Genomic DNA, 19,160 nt, shown 5'->3' on the forward strand with positions numbered 1-19,160 from the left:
TCTCCGGGTCGAAGGTGGTCTCGCTGCGGAGTGTGACCGTACATCCCGGTCCCGTGTCAAACGGGAAAAGTCCGCAACGCCACTCGAACGGTAACCCGACAAGCGTCCTGTCTGCCGCACGGACTGCCGCCCATGTCCGATTTGCCCAGCTCAGAGGATCAGGAACAGCCAGACCCCGACAAGAAGCGAAACGACCCCGAAGAAACCTGCCACGGCGACCGAGACCGGGCCCCCTCCTTGGACCACCGGCAGGTGCTTCAGCGACCGGGTGACGGTCCAGGCCAGGAGGGCTGCCCCGAAAACCGCGAACACCGTCCCGGCGAAGATCCCTGGCGCGGTTTCCATGTACATGCCCCCGGATCCCTCTCGCGCTCCACGACCGATGCCCCCGCAGGCACGGAGAGTGGCACGCCGGGGCGGCTTCGGGAAGAACCCCCGGTGAACTCCGCCCGAAAGGGCCTGGCCGATTCCTTTCGCTCCCGCGCCCCTCGGTCCGGCTCCGGCGGACCCGGCGGACCCGCCAGCGAACCCTTCCGGCGGCTCCTTCCCACGGGGTCCCGCCGCTCTCCCCTCCCGCGTTCCCCGCCGGTGCTGCGCACCGCTCGCTCGCCCCGGACCGCCTTGACTCGCCTGACAAGATGTCCGGATACAGCGAACGCATCCTCAGGGGGAGTCCCGCCATGTCCGACCCGAACAACCCGTACGGCCAGCCCAAGCAGGAGGGTTACGGCTACCCGCAGCAGCCCCCGGCCGGCCCCGGCGGCTACGGGCAGCAGCCCGGCTACGGCTACCCGCAGCAGGGGTATCCGCAGCAGGGTGGTTACCCCCAGGGCACCTACACCGGGGACCCCAACGCCCCGTACGGATACGACATGTACGGCCGGCCGCTGTCGGACAAGTCCAAGGTCGTGGCGGGCGTGCTGCAGCTGCTGGTGGGCAGCCTGGGCGTCGGCCGCTTCTACGTGGGTGACGTCGGCATCGGCATCGCGCAGCTCCTCACCTGCGGCGGCCTCGGCGTCTGGGCGCTGATCGACGGCATCCTCTTCCTGACGAGCAATGACCGCACCGACTCCCAGGGCCGCGTCCTGCGCAGCTGAGGACGATGACCTCCCCGACCACCTGGAACCGCCTCAGGGCCGTGGCCGCGCGACCGGCCACGGCCCCCGTGGCGTCGCTGCTCGCGGGCGCGGCGGGCGCCGCCTACCTGTACGGCACGGACCCGCACCAGCCGGGGCACTGGCTGCCCCGATGCCCCTTCAACTTCGCGACGGGGCTGCTCTGTCCGGCCTGCGGCGCGACCCGCATGGTCTACGACCTGATGCACGGCGACCTCACGGCCGCCTTCCACGACAACGCGTTGCTGCTGCTGGCGAGTCCCTTTCCCCTCTATCTGTACGCGCGGTGGGTGACGGAGGGGCTGCGCGGCCGGTCGTACCGGCCGACGCTGGGACGACGTGCGCAGATGGCCGTCCTGGGGATCGCCGTGACCTGGGCCGTCGTACGCAACGCGGTTTGACAACGCGGCGATCACGGTTCCGTGACGTCTGTTAATCAGAGCGACAGATGTCCATATCTAGTGCCAAGATTCAGCCAATCCGAGGCGGGGGGCCGGATCGTACTGATGCGCGCGCTCCCGCTGAACCGTCCCCGTTGCACGAGGAGCACGTCCATGGCCACGCCCGCCCCCACCACTGACGCCCCGTTCGGTCTCGACCCGTCGGGCCGGCCGCTGTCGGACAAGTCCAAGGTCGCCGCCGGTCTGCTCGGCATCTTCCTCGGTGGTCTCGGCATCGGCCGCTTCTACACCGGCCACACCAAGATCGGCATCCTGCAGCTCGTCGTCTCGGTCGTCACCCTGGGCGCCGGCGGCCTGTGGGGCTTCATCGACGGCATCGTGCGCATCGCCGGCAGCGCGCCCACCGACGCGCAGGGCCGCGTCCTGCGCTGACCACCCACGCCCCGGCCCGCCTCCGCTCCGCGGCGGCGGGCCGTCGCGTTCCCACTCACACCGGCTCGATGAAGCCCTGCTCCACCAGCAGCCGGATCGCCTCCGGCGTACGGTCCCGCAGCACCACCGGGTCCTCGCCCAGCAACTGGGCGATGGCGTCGAGGATCCGACCGGCCGTCAGCGTCCCGTCGCAGACGCCCGCGAACCCCGCGCCGACCGTGTCCACCCTCGTCGCGCGCCGCATGCCGCGGTTGGCCCGCAGGACGACGTGCTCCGGGTCCTCGGCACCGGGCAGGCCCACCTGCTCCTGCACCACCTCGTCCGCAAGGCGGAAGCGCGCGTCGAGCAGCGCCGCGTCGTCATGGGCCCGCAGGAAGTCCTGCCGGCCGAACCACGCCTCGATGTGCGGGCCGAGCGGCTGCTCCACCGGGTGCGGCCACTCCTCCGCGGTGACGACGGGACGGTCCGAGCCGGTCCTGCGCACGGTGATCCAGCCGAAGCCGACGGCCTTGGTCTTGCGCTGCTCGAAGGCGTCCAGCCACTCCTCGTAGCGTGCGGCGTACGCCTCCGGCCCGGCCAGGTGGTCACCGCCGTCGCGCAGCCACAGCTCCGCGTACTGCGTGACGTCCTGCACCTCGCGCTGCACGATCCACGCGTCGCAGCCGTCGGGCACCCAGCCGCCGACCCGGTCCCGCCAGTCCTCGCCCTCGGTGTGCTCCCAGTTGGCGAGCAGTTGCAGGTAGCCGCCCTCGGCGAGGTGCCCGGCGGCCTGCCGCACGACGGTGCGGCACAGGTCGTCGCCGGCCATGCCGCCGTCGCGGTAGGTGAAGCGGCTGCCCGGGGAGATGACGAAGGGCGGGTTGGACACGATCAGGTCGAAGCGCTCGTCGCCGACGGGCTCGAAGAGGCTGCCCTGCCGGACGTCCGGCTCGGGGGCACCCGACAGGGCGAGGGTGAGCCGCGTGAAGTGCAGGGCACGGGGGTTGACGTCGGTCGCGGTGACCCGGGTGGCGTGCCGGGAGGCGTGCAGCGCCTGGATGCCGGAGCCGGTGCCGAGGTCCAGCGCGCGGGCCACGGGCGTGCGGACGGTGATCCCGGCGAGGGTGGTCGAGGCGCCGCCGACCCCGAGCACGAGGTCCGCGCGGTCCACCCCGGGCGTCGTACGGATGCCGTTGGCGCCGCCCACGGCGCAGCCGAGGTCCGAGACGATGTACCAGTCCTCGCCGCCGTCGCCGCCGTAGGGGCGGACGTCCACGGTGGCGCGCAGTTCGTCGCCGTCCCGGACGAGCCAGCCGTCCTCCAGGGCCGCGTCGAGGGGCAGCACGTCACGCAGCCGGCCGTACGGGACGGGCTGCTGCAGCAGGAACAGCCGCACCAGGCTCTCCAGCGGGCCGCCGCCGCGGGTGGCGCGCAGGGCGGGGACCGTCTCCGCCCGCGAGAGCGCGGCGTAGGCCGTCGCCCCGAGCAGGTCGAGGCAGCCGTCGGCCGTGAAGGCGGCGGCGCGCAACGCGTCGCGGAGACGGCCGGCGCGGTCGGGGGCGGGCAGGGGCTGCGGGTGCGGCTGCGTACTCACGCTGCCATTGTCACCCCGGAGGGGGCGCCCGGCGGGCCCCACCCGCCCTCGGCCGGTCAGGACTTCGAGGGCTGGGCGCCGGAATCCTGGCAGCCGGGCTGCTTCGCCATCGCCTCGCCGACCTCGCCGCGGCGCAGCGTGTCGAGGGCCTGCTCGCCGCTCTTGCTCACCTTGGCCAGGCTGTCGGAGACGCCCTTGAGACCGTCGGCGAACTTCGCCTGGTTGGAGACGGGCAGCGCGTCGACCTGCTTGCGCAGGTTCGCGTACGCGGTGGACAGCGAGTTGAGGTCGCCGACCGCGTCCTGCTTGAGCTTGGCGCCGTCGTCGACCGGCGGGTCACCGGCCTTGCCGACGATTCCGGCGAGCGCCTTGTAGGCCTCCGAGATCTGCCCGAACGCCGTGGAGTCGGCGCTCCTGACGTCCTTCGGCGTGGCGTTGCTCGGGGTGTTGCTGATGTGGGTGTTCGCGTCGTTGATCTTCTTGACCTGTGCGGAGGCCTGGTCGCAGACCGTCTTCGCCCAGGCGTCGAGCTCCTTGTTGCCGTCGCCGCATCCCGACAGCGACCCCGTCGCGAGGATCACAGCCGTGACGGACAGCGCAGCCGCGAGTTTGTTCTTCACGGCCCCGGAACCTACACGGCTCCTGTCCACGGGCCACATCGCTTCCGCTCGATGCGCCCACTATTGCCCCTTATGAACCAAGAACGGGGTGATGCATCTGACGTGGGCGAAGGCGGCGGGCGCCACCCGGGAGGATGACGCCCGCCGCCTTATCCGGATGAGCTCACACTACGTCAGACCGTTGCCGTGGCGTTCGGGTCGGCCGACCGCTTGGTGCTCTGGCCGTCGTCCTGGCCGGTGCCGACGCCCTCGTCCTCCTCGACCGCGATGCCGCGGCGCTTGGAGATGTAGACGGCGACCACGATGACCAGGATCGCCACGGCCGCGGCGCCGATCCGCACGCCGAGGTTGGCGTCGTCACCGTAGGAGAACTGGACCACCGCGGGGGCGACCAGCAGCGCCACCAGGTTCATGACCTTGAGCAGCGGGTTGATGGCCGGACCCGCGGTGTCCTTGAAGGGGTCGCCGACGGTGTCGCCGATGACGGTGGCGGCATGGGCCTCGCTGCCCTTGCCGCCGTGGTGACCGTCCTCGACGAGCTTCTTGGCGTTGTCCCAGGCGCCGCCGGAGTTCGCCAGGAAGACCGCCATGAGGGTGCCCGCGCCGATGGCCCCGGCGAGGTACGAGCCCAGCGCGCCGATGCCGAACGTGAAGCCCACGGCGATCGGGGCGAGCACGGCGAGCAGACCGGGGGTGGCCAGCTCGCGCAGCGCGTCCTTGGTGCAGATGTCGACGACGCGCCCGTACTCGGGCTTCTCGGTGTAGTCCATGATCCCGGGCCGCTCGCGGAACTGCCGGCGCACCTCGAAGACGACCGCCCCGGCGGACCGGGAGACCGCGTTGATGGCCAGTCCGGAGAAGAGGAAGACGACGGCCGCACCGAGCAGCAGGCCGACCAGGTTGTTGGGCTGGGAGATGTCCAGGTCCAGCCACCTGAGGTCGCTGGCGGAGATGTTCGCCTCCCGCACCGCGGTGTCGACGGCCTCCTTGAAGGAGCCGAACAGCGCGGTCGCCGCGAGCACGGCGGTCGCGATGGCGATGCCCTTGGTGATCGCCTTGGTGGTGTTGCCGACCGCGTCGAGGTCGGTGAGCACCTTGGCGCCCTCGCCGTGCACGTCACCGGACATCTCGGCGATGCCCTGCGCGTTGTCGGACACCGGGCCGAAGGTGTCCATGGCGACGATCACGCCGACGGTGGTGAGCAGGCCGGTGCCGGCCAGCGCCACCGCGAACAGGGCGAGCCAGATCGAGGCGCCGCCCAGCAGGAACGCGCCGTACACGGAGAGGCCGATGAGGACGGCCGAGTACACCGCGGACTCCAGGCCGACGGAGATGCCGGACAGGACCACCGTGGCGGGACCGGTCAGCGAGGTCTTGCCGATGTCGCGCACCGGACGCCGGCTGGTCTCGGTGAAGTAGCCGGTGAGCTGCTGGATGAGCGCCGCCAGCACGATGCCGATGGCGACCGCGACCAGCGCGAGGATGCGCGGGTCACCGCCGTGCGACGCGATGTCGCCCGGCACGTTGGCCAGCTCCGCGTACGTCGAGGGCAGGTACGCGAACGCCGCGACGGCCACCATCGCCAGCGAGATCACCGCGGAGATGAAGAAGCCGCGGTTGATGGCGGTCATGCCGCTGCGGTCCTTGCGGCGGGGGGCCACCGCGAAGATGCCGACCATCGCGGTGAGCACGCCGATCGCCGGGATCAGCAGCGGGAAGGCCAGGCCGGAGTCGCCGAAGGCGACCTTGCCGAGGATCAGCGCGGCCACCAGGGTGACGGCGTAGGACTCGAACAGGTCGGCCGCCATGCCGGCGCAGTCGCCGACGTTGTCGCCGACGTTGTCCGCGATGGTGGCGGCGTTGCGCGGGTCGTCCTCGGGGATGCCCTGCTCGACCTTGCCGACCAGGTCGGCGCCGACGTCCGCGGCCTTGGTGAAGATGCCGCCGCCGACACGCATGAACATGGCGAGCAGCGCCGCACCGAAACCGAAGCCCTCCAGCACCTTGGGCGCGTCGGCCTTGTAGACCAGCACGACGACGGAGGCGCCCAGCAGACCCAGGCCCACCGTGAACATGCCGACCACACCACCGGTGCGGAAGGCGATCTTCATCGCGTGGTGCGAGACGGTCGTCAGGTCGGCCGCGGGCTCACCCTGCGCCGGGGTCGCGGCTCGTGCGGCAGCGGCCACGCGGACGTTGCTGCGCACCGCCAGCCACATGCCGATGTAGCCGGTGACCGCCGAGAACCCGGCGCCCACCAGGAAGAACACGCTTCGGCCGATGCGCTGCGACGTGGTGTCCGCGGGCAGCAGCATGAGCAGGAAGAACGCGACGACCGCGAAGACTCCCAGCGTGCGGAACTGCCGTGCGAGGTAGGCGTTCGCGCCTTCCTGCACGGCAGCCGCGATCTTCTTCATGCTGTCGGTGCCCTCGTCGGCACTGAGCACTTGACGTACCAGCACCACGGCGAGCACGAGTGCGGCCAGCGCCACGGCGGCGATGACGAGCACGAGATTGCGGTTGCCGTCCGTCAGTACGGGTGATGCGGCCAGTGGTTGAGCGATGTCCTGCAGGTGAGGGGTGAGTGGCCCCGCCATTCGTCCTCCTTGACGTTTGGCACGTGGGCGCGCGGCTCCGGCGACTTAGCAGCCGCGACGCTCAGGCTTGTGGGCTGAGCAAAGATGGACGGATTGTAGGGAGCCGAACTAGATCAAAACAGGGCGCAGGAAACGAAATTCGCCGAGGCCGGGGATATAGCAAAGGAGATCGCCCACAGATATCACCGGAAAAGGTGAACAGTCACCGTGTAAGTGGATCAACCACCGGGTGAACGCGGGCACGCCGAGCTGACCTGCGGCGGAAGCTCGCAGGCTGCTCGGCAGGAGCGCGTGAGGGGGGCGGGGCGGCTAGGAGAGCGCGGCCGGGTTCAGCGGCCAGCTCATCCGGATGACATCGCCGTACTCTCCCGAGAAGACCTCGACGTCGTCGACGAGGCCACTGATGACCGCCAGACCCATCTGGCCCTCGTCCTCCGCCTCGGAGGAGTCGGACGAGGACGACGAGCCGTCGGGAAGCGGCTCGGGGTGTTCGGCGGGGCTGTCGCCGCGCGCCGAGGGCACGCTGGCGGCGTCCGCGGGGCGGTCGTCCGCCTCGGGGGACTTGTCGCCGACCTCGATGGAGAACTTCTTCTCCTCCTCGGTCAGCACCACCCGGACCGGGCGGTCCGCACCGCTGCTGCGGTACAGGCCGACGGCCCGGCTGCACGCCTCACCGACGGCGAGCCGGACCTCGTCGAGGACGGCCTCGTCCACCCCTGCCCTGCGGGCTACCGCAGCCGCCACCAGTCGTGCGGTGCGGACGTGCTCCGGCAGTGCGCTGAAGAGCAGTTCTACGGTGGGCATGGCCTCCCCCTCGTGCCTGTGGGCGGGCAACACAGGGGCCCGGGCGTCGGCGTCGCCCGGAGCCCCGCGGTCCGGCGCCGAACGTCAATCGGTCGCCGCGACGGCCTCGTCGACCGAGGTGTGGATGGGGAACACCTTGGTCAGGCCGGTGATACGGAAAATCTTGAGAATGCGCTCCTGGTTGCACACCAGGCGCAGCGAGCCTTCATGCGCGCGAACCCGCTTGAGCCCGCCGACCAGCACGCCCAGTCCGGTCGAGTCCAGGAAGTCAACGCCTTCCATGTCCACGACCAGGTGGTAGCTACCGTCGTTCACGAGTTCCACCAGCTGCTCGCGCAGCTTGGGTGCGGTGTACACATCAATCTCGCCGCCGACCTCGACGACCGTACGGTCGCCGACGGTTCGAGTCGACAGGGACAGGTCCACGGATCCTCCAGCACCTTGCATCGAGCGGTCGCCCCCCATGGATCGGCAGCCGCGATGGCATTCAATCACTTACCAGCGGGCATGCACGACGCCTTACGGCGATTGTCCGTCATGCCAGTGACACACTGAGTGCCGATGGCTCAGGATCATCTTCCGCAGTCGGCGCACGGCCGCACCTCCCCCGTCGCCCTCCTGGAGCGGCTTGCCACGGGGGCGGGCAGGGCCGCGCGCATCACCCATACGGAGCACTTGCCCCCACGGGCGGGTCGCCATGCCGATTGGCCTGATCAGATCCGCCCGGAGGTGATCGACGCGGTCCGCGCGTGCGGCATCGAACGCCCGTGGGAACACCAGGCCGAAGTGGCCGCCCACGCCCTCGCCGGCACCTCCGCGGTGGTCGCCACGGGGACGGCCTCCGGCAAGTCCCTGGCGTACCTCGTGCCGGTCCTCAGCGCCCTCGTGGACGGTTCCGAGGCGCCGAACGGCCGGGGCGCCACCGCGCTCTACCTCGCGCCCACCAAGGCCCTGGCGGCCGACCAGCGGCGTGCCGTGGCCGAGCTCGCCGCCCCGCTGGGCAAGGCGGTCCGCGCGGCCGTCTACGACGGCGACACGCCGTTCGAGGAGCGCGAGTGGGTCCGCCAGTACGCCACGTACGTGCTCACCAACCCCGACATGCTCCATCTGGGTGTCCTGCCGGGCCATTCGCGGTGGTCCTCGTTCCTCCGGCAGCTCCGCTACGTCGTGATCGACGAGTGCCACACCTACCGGGGCGTCTTCGGCTCGCACGTCGCCCAGGTCATACGCAGGCTGCGGCGTGTCTGCGCCCGCTACGGCGCCGATCCCGTCTTCCTCCTCGCCTCCGCGACCGCCGCCGACCCGGGGGCGACCGCGACCCGGCTGACGGGCGTGCCCGTCGCCGAGGTCACCGAGGACGCCTCCCCGCGCGGCGAGGTCGCCTTCGCCCTGTGGGAGCCCCCGCTCACCGAGCTCAGCGGGGAGCACGGCGCCCCGGTGCGCCGCACGGCCACCGCCGAGGCCGCCGACCTGCTGACGGACCTGGTGCTCGACGGCACCCGCACGGTGGCCTTCGTGCGCTCCCGGCGGGCCGCCGAGCTGATCTCCCTCATCGCGCAGGAACGCCTCGGCGAGATCGACCGCCGGCTGACCCGCCAGGTCGCCGCCTACCGCGGCGGCTACCTTCCCCAGGAGCGCCGGGCGATCGAGCGCGACCTGCACACCGGGCGGCTCCTCGGACTGGCCTCCACAACGGCCCTGGAGCTGGGTGTGGACGTCTCCGGGCTCGACGCCGTGCTCCTGGCCGGGTACCCGGGCACGAGGGCCTCCCTGTGGCAGCAGGCGGGTCGCGCGGGGCGGTCGGGTCAGGGGGCGCTGGCGGTGCTCATCGCCCGCGACGACCCGCTGGACACGTACCTCGTGCACCACCCGGACGCCCTCTTCCGCCGTCCGGTGGAGTCCACGGTGCTGGACCCGGACAACCCGTACGTCCTCGCGCCGCACCTGTGCGCCGCCGCGGCCGAGCTGCCGCTGGGCGAGGAGGACCTTGAGCTCTTCGGACCGGAGACCGCGATGCTGCTGCCCCAGCTGGAGCGCCGCGGGCTGCTGAGGCGGCGTTCCGGCGGCTGGTACTGGACGCGGCGCGAGCGGGCGGCCGACCTCACCGACATCCGCGGCGAGGGGGGCAAGCCCGTCCAGGTGGTCGAGGCCGGGACCGGGCGCCTGCTCGGCACCGTCGACGCGGGCGCCGCGCACACCGCCGTCCACGAGGGCGCGGTCCACCTGCACCAGGGCCGCACCTACCTCGTCCGGCACCTGGACCTGGAGGACTCCGTCGCGCTCGTGGAGCAGGCCGACCCGCCGTATTCGACGATGGCCCGCGACACCACGGCGATCTCCGTGCTCGACGAGGACCTGGTGGAGGAGTGGGGCGAGGCCCGCCTCCACTTCGGCTCCGTCGAGGTCACCCATCAGGTCGTCTCCTTCCTCCGCCGCCGGCTGATCACCAACGAGGTGATGGGCGAGACCAAGCTGAACCTGCCGCCCCGCACCCTGCGCACCCGCGCCGTGTGGTGGACGGTCACCGACGATCAGCTCGACGCGGCGCAGATCCACCCCGAGGAGCTGCCCGGCGCCCTCCACGCCGCCGAGCACGCCTCCATCGGCCTCCTCCCGCTCTTCGCCACCTGCGACCGCTGGGACATCGGCGGCGTCTCCGTGCCGCTCCACCAGGACACCGGGCTGCCGACCGTCTTCGTGTACGACGGCCATCCCGGTGGCGCGGGCTTCGCGGAACGGGCCTTCCGGACCGCCCGGAGCTGGCTCACCGCCACCCGCGAGGCGATCGCCTCCTGCGAGTGCGAGTTCGGCTGCCCGTCCTGCGTGCAGTCGCCGAAGTGCGGCAACGGCAACGACCCGCTGGACAAGCAGGCCGCGGTCCGTCTGCTCGACGTGCTCCTCGCGACGGAGGGCCCTTCGGAGCCCGGACCCCCGTCGGCGCCCGCCCCCGATCCGGAGTCCTGAGGCCCCGCCCGGGAGCGGACCCGGGCGGGCCCGACCGCGGCCGTGACGTCGGCGACCTCACCGGTGACCGCGCAGCGCACCAGCCGGGCGTGCTGGGCCGCGGCCACCCGCCCGGCCACGGCGCAGGCCTCGGCGCTGCCCCGCAGGGCGTGGTCGGCGGCGGCCAGCGCCGCGAGGTCCGCGGCGGCCCCGGCGCGGTGGCGTGCGGCGACGGCCGCGCCGAACGCCAGCACGGTGCAGGTGGCCAGTGCCAGCAGCGCTCCCAGGAGGGCCGTCCAGACCGTCGCGGAGCCCCGGTCGCCCCTTCGCCGGCTCACGGCCCCTCCCCCGGCCCCTCCACGGCGGCGACCGCCTCGCCGCGGAGGGTCAGGGACAGGGAACGGGCCTCCACCGTGACCCGGACCAGGTCGCCGCCCCGGTGGACCGAGACGGCGGCCCCGGCGGGCGCCGCTGTGCGCGCCACGCTCAGCACCGCGGCATCGGGCTCCTCGCGGGCCGCCGCGCGGGCTCCGGCCCGCGCGGCGTCGACGCAGCGGATCTGCGCGGCCGCCGCGGCGATCCCCCACAGCAGGAGCGCCGTGAGGAAGACCAGCGACGGGATGACCACCGCGGCCTCGGCCGTGACGTAGCCCGCGTCGCGGCGGCGTTCAGAACGCCACATCGAGGGCCCGCTTGATGAGCCCGGAGAGCGCGGAGCTGACCGCGCCCGAGGTGACGACCTTGTAGAGCACGGCCGCGAAACCGCAGGCCGCCAGCGTGCCCACGGCGTACTCGGCCGTGGTCATCCCGCGCTCGCCGGTGCGGCACCGGCGGCTCAATTTCCTCAGACAACGCATGACTCGCATGGGATCCCCCTTCAGTTCGTCGTGCCGGCGAGGATCGCCCCCGCCAGCCCCATCACCACCGGCGCGACCCCCACGAGGAGGAAGGCCGGCAGGAAGCACAGCCCCAGCGGGGCGGTGATCAGCACTCCGGCGCGGCGCGCGCGTGCCGCCCCGAAACGGGCGTGTTCGGCCCGGCACCCGGCGGCGAGACGCGCGATCTCCTCGACCGGCGGCACTCCCGTCGTGGTCGCGCGTTCCAGGCACCGGGCGAGCTCCCGGCAGCCGAGCCGGTCCAGCCGGCCCCAGCACTGCGCGGGGTCGCCGCCCAGCCGGAGTTCGGCGGCGGCGCGGGTGAGCGCCTCCCCGAGCGGCCCGCCGAGGGACGGCCCGACGGCCTCCGCGGCCTCGCGGGGCCCTGCCCCGGCGGCGACGCAGGCGGCCATCAGATCCGCGGCCAGCGGCAGTTGGTGCGCGGCACGGGTCTGGTCCCCGGGCTGCGCGGGCCGGGGCCGCCGCTGCCGGCGGCGCATCGCCCACGCGGCGCCGAGCCCGGCCGCCGCGCCGGGGACACCGCCGATCAGGGCGAACGCGCCCAGGGCGACCCCGGCGACCGGCGCCCAGGTGCGGACGGAGGCCGCGCCCGGCCATCGGCGGAGCCGCCTGGGCGGTGGCGCCGCCCGCATGAGCAGCCGGAGCCTGCGCCGCGCGGCGCGCTCCCTCCGTGCGGCGGCGAGGGCAGCAGCCGCACAGACGGCGGCGGCCACGGACGCCATGACGATCCCCAGCCTGTGGACGGCCTCGCCGTTCATGACCCGCCCTCCGCACCGCGGACGATGCGGGCGGTCCAGGCGAGCCCCGCCCACTCCAGGAGCCCGCCGGCGGCCAGGCAGCCGAGCCCGGCGGGTGTGCGCAGCAAGGTGCCGAGCGGATCCGCGCCCAGCCCGGTGCCCAGGACCAGCCCGAAGGCGGGCAGCAGGGCCAGCAGCGCCACGGTGGAACGGGGCGCCGCCAACTGGGCCCGCAGGTCCTCGCGCTGGTCGCGTTCGGCCCGGAGTGCGGCCGCGATCCGGTCCAGGCCGTCCGCGAGTCCCGCGCCACCGTCCACGGCCACCTGCCAGCACGCGGCCACACCGGAGAGCCCCTCGGCGCCCGCCGGCCGGGCGGCCGCCCGCAGTGCCGCCGGCACGTCACCGCCGAAACGGGCGGCGGCGAGCAGCGGCAGGGCGGCGTCCGACAGGCCGGGGTGCTCCGCCCAGCCCTCACGGCCGAGCGCACCGGCCAGCGCGGCGGGCGGGGCCAGTCCGGCCCGCAGATCGCCGGCGACCGCAGCGCACAACGCGCCCACCGCCACGGCCCGCCGTTCCGCCTCGGCACGCCGTTCCCGCCCGCGCAGCCACCGCCCGGCGAACGGCACGGCGGCCGCTCCGAGCAGGACCGGTAGCACCGACCCGGCGGCCAGGGCCACGACCAACCCGCCGGGAAGGAACAGCACTTCGCGACCGAGTCGCCAGCCGAACCGCACCCGGAACGGCTCCAGCAGCCCGTTGAGGCGGCTTTCAATGCCTCCAGGTCCCAGGAGTCCACCAGGCGCCCCACGGGCCCCTGAGGCGCCACTCAGCAACGTCCGTGCCCTGCGCACGACTTCGTCCCGTGCGCACATCGCCCACGCGGCGGCGCCCGCGCACAGGGCTGCGAGGACCACGACGGCGTTCACGGCCGCCCCCTCTCGCAGAGCGCGGCCAACCGGCCCCACCCGGAGCCGCGTTCACCGCCGCACAGGGCGGGGACGGTGCCGACGATCCCGTCGGGGCCCCGCTCCAGGACGTGGATCTCGGCGACCCGGCGCCGGCCCGAGCGGTCCCGCACCAGATGCACCACCACCGAAAGGGCGGCGGCCAACTGGCTGTGCAGGGCGGCCCGGTCCAGCCCCGCCACGGCGCCCAGCGCCTCCAGGCGGGCGGGCACATCACCCGCGGCGTTGGCGTGGACGGTGCCGCAGCCACCCTCGTGGCCCGTGTTGAGCGCTCCCAGGAGGTCGAGGACCTCGGGCCCCCTCACCTCGCCGACCACCAGCCGGTCCGGACGCATACGCAGCGCCTGCCGCACGAGGTCCCGCAGGGTGACCAGGCCGGCGCCCTCCTGGTTGGCGGGCCGGGTCTCCAGCCGGACGACGTGCGGATGGCGCGGCCGCAGCTCCGCGGAGTCCTCGGCGAGGACGATGCGCTCGCCCGGCGGGACGAGGCCGAGCAGGCAGCTCAGCAACGTCGTCTTGCCGGAGCCCGTGCCGCCGGAGACCAGGTACGACAGGCGGGCCTCCAGCATGGCCCGCAGGAGGGCGGCCGTGCCGCCGTCCATGCTGCCCGCGGCCACGAGCTCGTCCAGGGTGAAGGCACGGGTGCGGACCACCCGCAGGGACAGGCACGGAGCACCGACCACCACCGGTGGCAGCACCGCGTGCAGCCGGGTGCCGTCCGGAAGCCGGGCGTCCACCCAGGGCCTGGCGTCGTCCAGCCGGCGGCCGGCCGCGGAGGCCAGCCGCTGGGCGAGCCTGCGCACGGCCGACGCGTCCGCGAACCGCACCTCGGTGCGCTCCAGCCCGGCGCCCCGGTCGGCCCACACCTCGTCGGGCCCGTTCACCAGCACATCGGTGATCTCCGGTTCGGCGAGCAGGCCCTCCAGGGGCCCGGTGCCGACCATCTCCGAGCGCAGCGCGGCCACCACGTCGAGCACCTCGGTGTCGCCGAGCAGCCGGCCCTGGGCCCGCAGCGCGGCGGCCACGCCGGCCGGGGTGGGCTCGTCGCCGGAGGCGGCCAGCCGCAGACGTACGGCGTCGAGCAGGGCGGGGGTCATGGCGTCGGCGCTCATGCGGCCACGCTCCCGCCGCCGGACAGCGCCGCCGTGAGGAACGCCGAGCAGAACCCGGACAACGGGCCCCGGCCGCTGCCGCCCGGCGCCTCGCCGCCGTCCAGGGCGGCGGGCAGGCCGGGCTCGGGCGGCAGCTCGCCGGCGAGCGGGAGCCCGACCAGCTCGGCGAGCGCCTCGTCGGTGAGCCCCGAGCCGAAGGGACCCCGGGCGACGACCCGCAGATCCCGCAGCACCATGGCCATCCGGGACGCGACCCGGCCGGCGGCCGCGACCGCGCGCAGTTCGGCGGGGACGACCAGCAGGCCCACGTCGATCTGGGCGAGCGCCTCGGCCACCGCCTCGTCCATCCGGCGCGGCAGGTCGACGACCACCACCCCGCCGCGCCGCCGGGCGGCGCCCATCACCGACCGCATGGCCTGCGGCGGGATGACGACGGTGTCGCCGCGGTCCCAGCTGAGGACGCTCAGGGCGTGCGTCCGGGGGAGCGACTCCTCCAGCGCCCCGCTGCTGACCCGGCCCCGGGACTCGGCGAGGTCGGGCCAGCGCAGTCCGCCCACTCGTTCGGCCCCGAGCAGCACATCCAGCCCGCCGCCGAGCGGATCCGCGTCGACGAGCATCGTGCGGCGCCCGGAGCGGGCGGCCGTGACGGCCATCGCGCAGGCCAGGGTGCTGGCCCCCGCGCCGCCTCGGCCGCCGACGACCCCGATCGTCAGGGCCGGCTCGCCGGCGCCCTCCGCTACGTCGGCGATGCGGTCGGCCAGCCATGTCTCGGCGTCGGGCAGGAAGGCGACGTGCTCGGCGCCGACGTCGACGGCGCGGCGCCACACGTCGGGATCGTCCAGATCCCGGCCGACGAGGAGCACGCCCCGGCGGCGGCGCGCCGTGCCCGGCACGCGGCGGGTGTCCGCGGCCCCGACCAGCACCAGCGGCGCGGCCTCCCAGCTGCCCGGCGCCGGCGGGACCCCGAAGGCGACCTCCGGTTCCGCGCCCGCCGCGGCGCACAGCCGCAGCAGGTCGTCCAGGAGGGCCCCGTCCTCGGTGACGATGAGCGGGCCGCCGCCCTGATCGTCCTTTCCGCGCGGCCGTCCCGATGCCCGCGCGGACACCCGCCCTTCACGCGTTCCATTTGTTTCACCGTTGAATGATTCGGCGACCACGACGCCCCCTCGCTCGTTCCGGCCCGTGCCGTCGGTATCCGGCACATGCACCGGACACATCTCCGGCGCGGCATTTGCCGCCAGAGTCTCGCGAGTCGCCGAAACTTGATGATCTTGGTGGGAATCAGTGGATAACCAGGCCGTTGTGGATATCTCCGCCACCCGCACGAGTGGCTTCCACCGCACAGCGCAACGAATGTGATCCGTCACTCACCGTAGTCGCGCGGGAAAGAGAACCGGCCCCCCGCGGAAACCGCGGGGGGCCGTTCACATGCCGGGCGCGTTCGGACTCAAGGCCTGAAAATGCCCCCGGACATGCGACGACCCCCGCCGGGGGGGAGAGCGGGGGTCGTCCCCACGGTCCGACTCGGGGGGGGAGGAGCCAGACCGGGTTAGCACGGTCGCGAACGATCCGTGACTTCCATGGTGTACCCGAAGGCCTTCTCAGGCAAACCCACGCGCTGGAGCTTACGCCGAATGGTGGGTCCCTATGCTCGTCCTCGTGGAAAACCACCTGTCGCCGCGCACCGCCGCGTTCTTCGATCTCGACAAGACGGTGATCGCCAAGTCGAGCACCTTGGCGTTCAGCCGGCCGTTCTACCAAGGCGGCCTCATCAACCGGCGCACCGTGCTGCGGACCGCGTACGCCCAGTTCGTCTATCTGCTCGGCGGCGCGGACCACGACCAGATGGAGGGGATGCGAAAGTACCTCTCCGACATGTGCCGCGGCTGGAACGTGCAGCAGGTGCGGGAGATCGTGGCCGAGACCCTCCACGACCTCATCGACCCGATCATCTACGACGAGGCCGCCTCGCTCATCGAGGAGCACCACCTGGCCGGCCGCGACGTCGTCATCGTCAGCGCCTCGGGTGCGGAGGTCGTGGAGCCCATCGGCGAGATGCTCGGCGCGGACCACGTCATCGCCACCCGGATGGCCGTCGAGGACGGCTGCTACACCGGCCGGATCGAGCACTACGTCTACGGCCCCGCCAAGGCCCGGGCCATCACCGAGCTCGCGGAGGCGGAGGGCTACGACCTCAAGCGCTCCTTCGCCTACAGCGACTCGGTGACCGACGTCCCGATGCTCGAGTCCGTCGGCCACCCGTACGCGGTCAACCCCGACCGCGGGCTGCGCAGGGAGGCGGCGTCACGCGAATGGCCGACGCTCACCTTCAGCCGGCCGGTCCGGCTGCACCAGCGGGTGCCCGCGCTGACGATGCCCTCGGGGCCGGTCCTGGCGCTGGCCGCGGTCGGCGCCGCCGCCGCCACGGCGGGCCTGGTCTGGTACGTGGCGCGGCGACGCAGGCTCGTCCTGTCCTGATGTGAACCCGATTGCGCCTTTCGAGGAGAAGGCACAGACCCGTCCCGGTATGCAAAGAACCGCGGCGAGGGGTTCCGGTTCTCCCGAAGGTGCAGTACAAAGGTCTTACGGCCCGCGAGACCACGGACTTCCGCGAGGAACCCCGTCGAATCAGGCCCCACGGACCGAGCATGACAGCTGGGAACCCACGCGACGCAGACCCGCTGACCGGGCCGGCCGCACCAGGTGACGGGCAAAGTTCCCGACCTGATGGGCGAACATCGTGCACGCCTGGTAACCCGACGGTCATGCCAGCGGCGGCACCCGCGAGGTGCCGCCGCATCTTTGTGTCCGCGCATTCGCCGCCGTGCCCACGGATCCCGCGGGCGGCGCCTGCCCGGCGTCCTAGGCGGCGCCGCGCTGCAGGGCCTCGCAGACCGCCACGCTCTCCCGTACGCCCAGGCCCACGGCCTGCCCGCAGTGCGCGATCCAGGCGGCCATGCCCTGGGGGGTGCCGGAGGCGTAGCCCCGCAGCGCCTTCAGGTGGTCCGCGCGCCCGAGTTCGGCGTGGCCGACCTCCGCCGGGCAGATGGACTTGGGGTCCAGACCGCTCCCGACGAGGACGACGCGCTGCGCGGCACGCGCCACAAGACCGTTGTACGAGCCGAACGGCCGCAGGCACAGCAGTTCACCGTGCACGACCGCGGCGACGACCAGCGCCGGCGCCTCACTGCCCGACAGCAGCAGGCCGGCGAGCCCGTCGAGCCGCGCGACGACCTCCGCCGGTTCGGGCAGCGGGAATTCGGCGACGTCCAGGAGCAGCTCCTCGACCTTCTCGCCCGCCTGCCGCGGGCGGCCGACCGTCTCGTCCGGCGAGATGCCGCCGGCCGCGACCAGGTGCAGCCGGGCCAGTGCCTGCAGCGGCGACTGCCGCCAGACGGAGAGCAACTGGCCGGACTCGGCGGTGAGCCGCAGCGCGGCACCCACCGCGCGCGACTCCTCGTCGGAGGAGAAGTCGCTGCGCCTGCGCACCTCTTCCAGCGCCCAGTCGGCTCCGGCGAGCGCCGCGGAGCCGCGGGCGCCGCGCAGCGCCGCCTCCGAGGACACCTCTTCGGAGCGGCGGCGCATCACCCGGTGCCCGTAGACCCGGTCCACGGCCTTTCGTACGGAGTCCACCGACTCGGTGACACCGGGGAGCGAACCGAGGACGGCGAGCGGATCAGCTGTCGTACCCATACCCACGACCCTACGCACCCCCGGCGGGGCGCTGGTGGGCGAGTGGGCATCGTCACGCGCACCGCGCGCGCCCGCGCCGTCCCGGCCGGGGCCCCGCCCGGGGTCCGGAAACGGGCCCGCAGGCGGGCCCCCGAGCCACCCCGATGTCCACCGACGGGTGAACTCCCGCGCCGGAGGCCGCGGGAGGGCGGCGCCGTCACTACGCTTAACGAACATGAAGATCGCTTTCGTCGGAAAGGGCGGCAGCGGCAAGACCACGCTGTCCTCCCTCTTCATCCGTCACCTGGCAGCCGCCCACGTCCCCGTCGTGGCCGTCGACGCCGACATCAACCAGCACCTCGGCCCGGCGCTCGGCCTCGACGAGGAGGAGGCCGCCGCCCTCCCGGCGATGGGCGCCCACCTCCCGCAGATCAAGGAGTACCTGCGCGGCGTCAACCCGCGGATCGCCTCCGCGGAGACGATGATCAAGACCACCCCGCCCGGCGAGGGCTCCCGCCTGCTGCGGATCACCGGGGACAACCCGGTCTACGCCGCCTGCGCCCGGCCCGTCGCGCTCGACGTCGGCGAGGCGCGGCTGATGGTCACCGGCCCCTTCCAGGAGTCCGACCTGGGCGTGGCCTGCTACCACTCCAAGGTCGGGGCGGTGGAGCTGTTCCTCAACCACCTGGTCGACGGCCGCGGGGAGTACGTCGTCGTCGACATGACGGCCGGCAGCGACTCCTTCGCCTCCGGCATGTTCACCCGCTTCGACATGACGTTCCTGGTCGCCGAACCGACCCGGAAGGGAGTGGCGGTCTACCGCCAGTACAAGGAGTACGCCCGGGACTTCGGGGTCGCCCTGCACGTCGTCGGCAACAAGGTGCAGGGCCCGGACGACGTGGACTTCCTGCGCTCGCACGTCGGCGACGACCTGCTGGTCACCGTCGGGCACTCGGACTGGGTCCGCGCCATGGAGAAGGGCCGGCCGCCGCGGTTCGGGGAGTTGGAGGAGCCCAACCGCGCGGCGCTGCGGTCGATGCGCGACGCCGTGGACGCCGCGTACGAGCGGCGGGACTGGGAGCGCTACACCCGCCAGATGGTCCACTTCCACCTCAAGAACGCGGAGAGCTGGGGCAACGCGCGGACCGGCGCGGACCTCGCCTCGCAGGTCGACCCCGGCTTCGTCCTGGGCGAACGGTTCACCCTCACCGGGTAATCGTTCGCCCGTTCGGGCGAATCCCGATCCACGGGCCCTTTGTCTGCATTACTCTCCATTTACCGACTCTTGAGAGT

At 73.2% G+C, this 19,160-nt stretch carries 19 protein-coding genes and 1 pseudogene; 6 read left to right on the forward strand and 14 right to left on the reverse strand.

Going from position 1 to position 19,160, the window contains the following annotated elements:
- Positions 1–150 precede the first annotated feature (150 nt).
- A complete protein-coding gene (locus ABZ479_RS07770) occupies positions 151–351 on the reverse strand; it encodes a hypothetical protein (RefSeq protein WP_499604999.1) in 201 nt (66 codons plus the stop codon).
- A 329-nt stretch (positions 352–680) separates the two neighbouring features.
- Between ABZ479_RS07770 and ABZ479_RS07775 the strand changes: the two genes are divergently transcribed.
- The 3 genes from ABZ479_RS07775 to ABZ479_RS07785 all read left to right on the forward strand — a co-directional run bounded on the left by ABZ479_RS07775 (position 681) and on the right by ABZ479_RS07785 (position 1,948).
- Entirely contained in the window at positions 681–1,097 is a 417-nt protein-coding gene (locus ABZ479_RS07775; protein ID WP_500460593.1) for a TM2 domain-containing protein, read from the forward strand.
- A gap of 5 nt (positions 1,098–1,102) precedes the next feature.
- Positions 1,103–1,516, forward strand: a complete 414-nt coding sequence (locus ABZ479_RS07780; protein ID WP_500460595.1) for a DUF2752 domain-containing protein — start codon at positions 1,103–1,105, stop codon at positions 1,514–1,516.
- Between the two features lie 153 nt (positions 1,517–1,669).
- Positions 1,670–1,948 (forward strand): NINE protein, encoded by a 279-nt coding sequence (locus ABZ479_RS07785; RefSeq protein ID WP_499604994.1) that lies wholly within the window; start codon positions 1,670–1,672, stop codon positions 1,946–1,948.
- A gap of 55 nt (positions 1,949–2,003) precedes the next feature.
- On the opposite strand, the gene ABZ479_RS07790 is transcribed toward ABZ479_RS07785, so the two are convergent.
- The 5 genes from ABZ479_RS07790 to bldG all read right to left on the reverse strand — a co-directional run bounded on the left by ABZ479_RS07790 (position 2,004) and on the right by bldG (position 7,968).
- Positions 2,004–3,521, reverse strand: coding sequence for a DUF7059 domain-containing protein (locus ABZ479_RS07790; protein WP_500460597.1), 1,518 nt, complete (start codon positions 3,519–3,521; stop codon positions 2,004–2,006).
- A 56-nt stretch (positions 3,522–3,577) separates the two neighbouring features.
- Positions 3,578–4,141: a small secreted protein gene (locus ABZ479_RS07795; RefSeq protein ID WP_500460598.1), complete on the reverse strand. Its 564-nt coding sequence runs from the start codon at positions 4,139–4,141 to the stop codon at positions 3,578–3,580.
- A gap of 173 nt (positions 4,142–4,314) precedes the next feature.
- Positions 4,315–6,738, reverse strand: a complete 2,424-nt coding sequence (locus ABZ479_RS07800) for a sodium-translocating pyrophosphatase (protein ID WP_500460599.1) — start codon at positions 6,736–6,738, stop codon at positions 4,315–4,317.
- Between the two features lie 309 nt (positions 6,739–7,047).
- Entirely contained in the window at positions 7,048–7,542 is a 495-nt protein-coding gene (locus ABZ479_RS07805; protein ID WP_499604988.1) for an ATP-binding protein, read from the reverse strand.
- Positions 7,543–7,626: 84 nt separating this feature from the next.
- Positions 7,627–7,968 carry an anti-sigma factor antagonist BldG gene (gene bldG, locus ABZ479_RS07810; RefSeq protein ID WP_018562186.1) on the reverse strand — a complete coding sequence of 114 codons (342 nt, stop codon included), beginning with the start codon at positions 7,966–7,968 and terminating at the stop codon, positions 7,627–7,629.
- A gap of 135 nt (positions 7,969–8,103) precedes the next feature.
- Between bldG and ABZ479_RS07815 the strand changes: the two genes are divergently transcribed.
- Positions 8,104–10,506, forward strand: a complete 2,403-nt coding sequence (locus ABZ479_RS07815; RefSeq protein WP_500460601.1) for a DEAD/DEAH box helicase — start codon at positions 8,104–8,106, stop codon at positions 10,504–10,506.
- A 35-nt stretch (positions 10,507–10,541) separates the two neighbouring features.
- On the opposite strand, the pseudogene ABZ479_RS07820 reads toward ABZ479_RS07815, so the two are convergent.
- From ABZ479_RS07820 to ssd, 7 genes and pseudogenes are all read right to left on the reverse strand, one after another.
- Positions 10,542–10,823, reverse strand: a pseudogene (locus ABZ479_RS07820) (Rv3654c family TadE-like protein); the annotation flags it as partial.
- The gene (locus tag ABZ479_RS07825; RefSeq protein WP_500460602.1) at positions 10,820–11,167 is read right to left on the reverse strand and encodes a TadE family type IV pilus minor pilin; all 348 of its coding nucleotides are present in this window, start codon (positions 11,165–11,167) and stop codon (positions 10,820–10,822) included. The gene ABZ479_RS07825 and the pseudogene ABZ479_RS07820, both read right to left, overlap by 4 nt.
- The gene (locus tag ABZ479_RS07830) at positions 11,154–11,291 is read right to left on the reverse strand and encodes a DUF4244 domain-containing protein (RefSeq protein WP_018562183.1); all 138 of its coding nucleotides are present in this window, start codon (positions 11,289–11,291) and stop codon (positions 11,154–11,156) included. Before ABZ479_RS07830 ends, ABZ479_RS07825 begins: the two co-directional genes overlap by 14 nt.
- 71 nt (positions 11,292–11,362) lie before the next feature.
- Positions 11,363–12,139 carry a type II secretion system F family protein gene (locus tag ABZ479_RS07835; protein WP_500460604.1) on the reverse strand — a complete coding sequence of 259 codons (777 nt, stop codon included), beginning with the start codon at positions 12,137–12,139 and terminating at the stop codon, positions 11,363–11,365.
- Positions 12,136–12,990 carry a type II secretion system F family protein gene (locus ABZ479_RS07840; protein WP_500460928.1) on the reverse strand — a complete coding sequence of 285 codons (855 nt, stop codon included), beginning with the start codon at positions 12,988–12,990 and terminating at the stop codon, positions 12,136–12,138. Before ABZ479_RS07840 ends, ABZ479_RS07835 begins: the two co-directional genes overlap by 4 nt.
- Before the next feature lie 50 nt (positions 12,991–13,040).
- A complete protein-coding gene (locus ABZ479_RS07845; protein ID WP_500460606.1) occupies positions 13,041–14,195 on the reverse strand; it encodes a TadA family conjugal transfer-associated ATPase in 1,155 nt (384 codons plus the stop codon).
- Positions 14,192–15,352: a septum site-determining protein Ssd gene (gene ssd / locus ABZ479_RS07850; RefSeq protein ID WP_500460607.1), complete on the reverse strand. Its 1,161-nt coding sequence runs from the start codon at positions 15,350–15,352 to the stop codon at positions 14,192–14,194. Before ssd ends, ABZ479_RS07845 begins: the two co-directional genes overlap by 4 nt.
- A gap of 490 nt (positions 15,353–15,842) precedes the next feature.
- Here ssd and ABZ479_RS07855 point away from each other — a divergent pair, with 490 nt between their 5' ends.
- On the forward strand, positions 15,843–16,673 hold the full coding sequence (locus tag ABZ479_RS07855) for an HAD family hydrolase (RefSeq protein ID WP_500460608.1): 831 nt from the start codon (positions 15,843–15,845) through the stop codon (positions 16,671–16,673).
- Positions 16,674–17,057: 384 nt separating this feature from the next.
- Here ABZ479_RS07855 and ABZ479_RS07860 read toward each other — a convergent pair whose 3' ends face one another.
- Entirely contained in the window at positions 17,058–17,888 is an 831-nt protein-coding gene (locus ABZ479_RS07860; RefSeq protein WP_500460610.1) for a Fic family protein, read from the reverse strand.
- Between the two features lie 214 nt (positions 17,889–18,102).
- On the opposite strand from ABZ479_RS07860, the gene ABZ479_RS07865 reads away from it, so the two are divergent.
- A complete protein-coding gene (locus ABZ479_RS07865; protein WP_500460611.1) occupies positions 18,103–19,083 on the forward strand; it encodes an ATP-binding protein in 981 nt (326 codons plus the stop codon).
- Positions 19,084–19,160 lie beyond the last annotated feature (77 nt).

It is taken from the genome of Streptomyces sp. NPDC005722, assembly GCF_040630935.1.
Classification (GTDB): domain Bacteria; phylum Actinomycetota; class Actinomycetes; order Streptomycetales; family Streptomycetaceae; genus Actinacidiphila.

Bases quoted from the DNA above. Each gene is read 5' to 3' on its own strand.
- ABZ479_RS07770 (WP_499604999.1), bottom strand. From the start codon at position 351: ATGTACATGGAAACCGCGCCAGGGATCTTCGCCGGGACGGTGTTCGCG.
- ABZ479_RS07775 (WP_500460593.1), top strand. From the start codon at position 681: ATGTCCGACCCGAACAACCCGTACGGCCAGCCCAAGCAGGAGGGTTAC.
- ABZ479_RS07780 (WP_500460595.1), top strand. From the start codon at position 1,103: ATGACCTCCCCGACCACCTGGAACCGCCTCAGGGCCGTGGCCGCGCGA.
- ABZ479_RS07785 (WP_499604994.1), top strand. From the start codon at position 1,670: ATGGCCACGCCCGCCCCCACCACTGACGCCCCGTTCGGTCTCGACCCG.
- ABZ479_RS07800 (WP_500460599.1), bottom strand. From the start codon at position 6,738: ATGGCGGGGCCACTCACCCCTCACCTGCAGGACATCGCTCAACCACTG.
- ABZ479_RS07805 (WP_499604988.1), bottom strand. From the start codon at position 7,542: ATGCCCACCGTAGAACTGCTCTTCAGCGCACTGCCGGAGCACGTCCGC.
- ABZ479_RS07815 (WP_500460601.1), top strand. From the start codon at position 8,104: ATGGCTCAGGATCATCTTCCGCAGTCGGCGCACGGCCGCACCTCCCCC.
- ABZ479_RS07825 (WP_500460602.1), bottom strand. From the start codon at position 11,167: ATGTGGCGTTCTGAACGCCGCCGCGACGCGGGCTACGTCACGGCCGAG.
- ABZ479_RS07830 (WP_018562183.1), bottom strand. From the start codon at position 11,291: ATGACCACGGCCGAGTACGCCGTGGGCACGCTGGCGGCCTGCGGTTTC.
- ABZ479_RS07835 (WP_500460604.1), bottom strand. From the start codon at position 12,139: ATGAACGGCGAGGCCGTCCACAGGCTGGGGATCGTCATGGCGTCCGTG.
- ABZ479_RS07840 (WP_500460928.1), bottom strand. From the start codon at position 12,990: ATGTGCGCACGGGACGAAGTCGTGCGCAGGGCACGGACGTTGCTGAGT.
- ABZ479_RS07845 (WP_500460606.1), bottom strand. From the start codon at position 14,195: ATGAGCGCCGACGCCATGACCCCCGCCCTGCTCGACGCCGTACGTCTG.
- ABZ479_RS07855 (WP_500460608.1), top strand. From the start codon at position 15,843: ATGCTCGTCCTCGTGGAAAACCACCTGTCGCCGCGCACCGCCGCGTTC.
- ABZ479_RS07860 (WP_500460610.1), bottom strand. From the start codon at position 17,888: ATGGGTACGACAGCTGATCCGCTCGCCGTCCTCGGTTCGCTCCCCGGT.
- ABZ479_RS07865 (WP_500460611.1), top strand. From the start codon at position 18,103: ATGAAGATCGCTTTCGTCGGAAAGGGCGGCAGCGGCAAGACCACGCTG.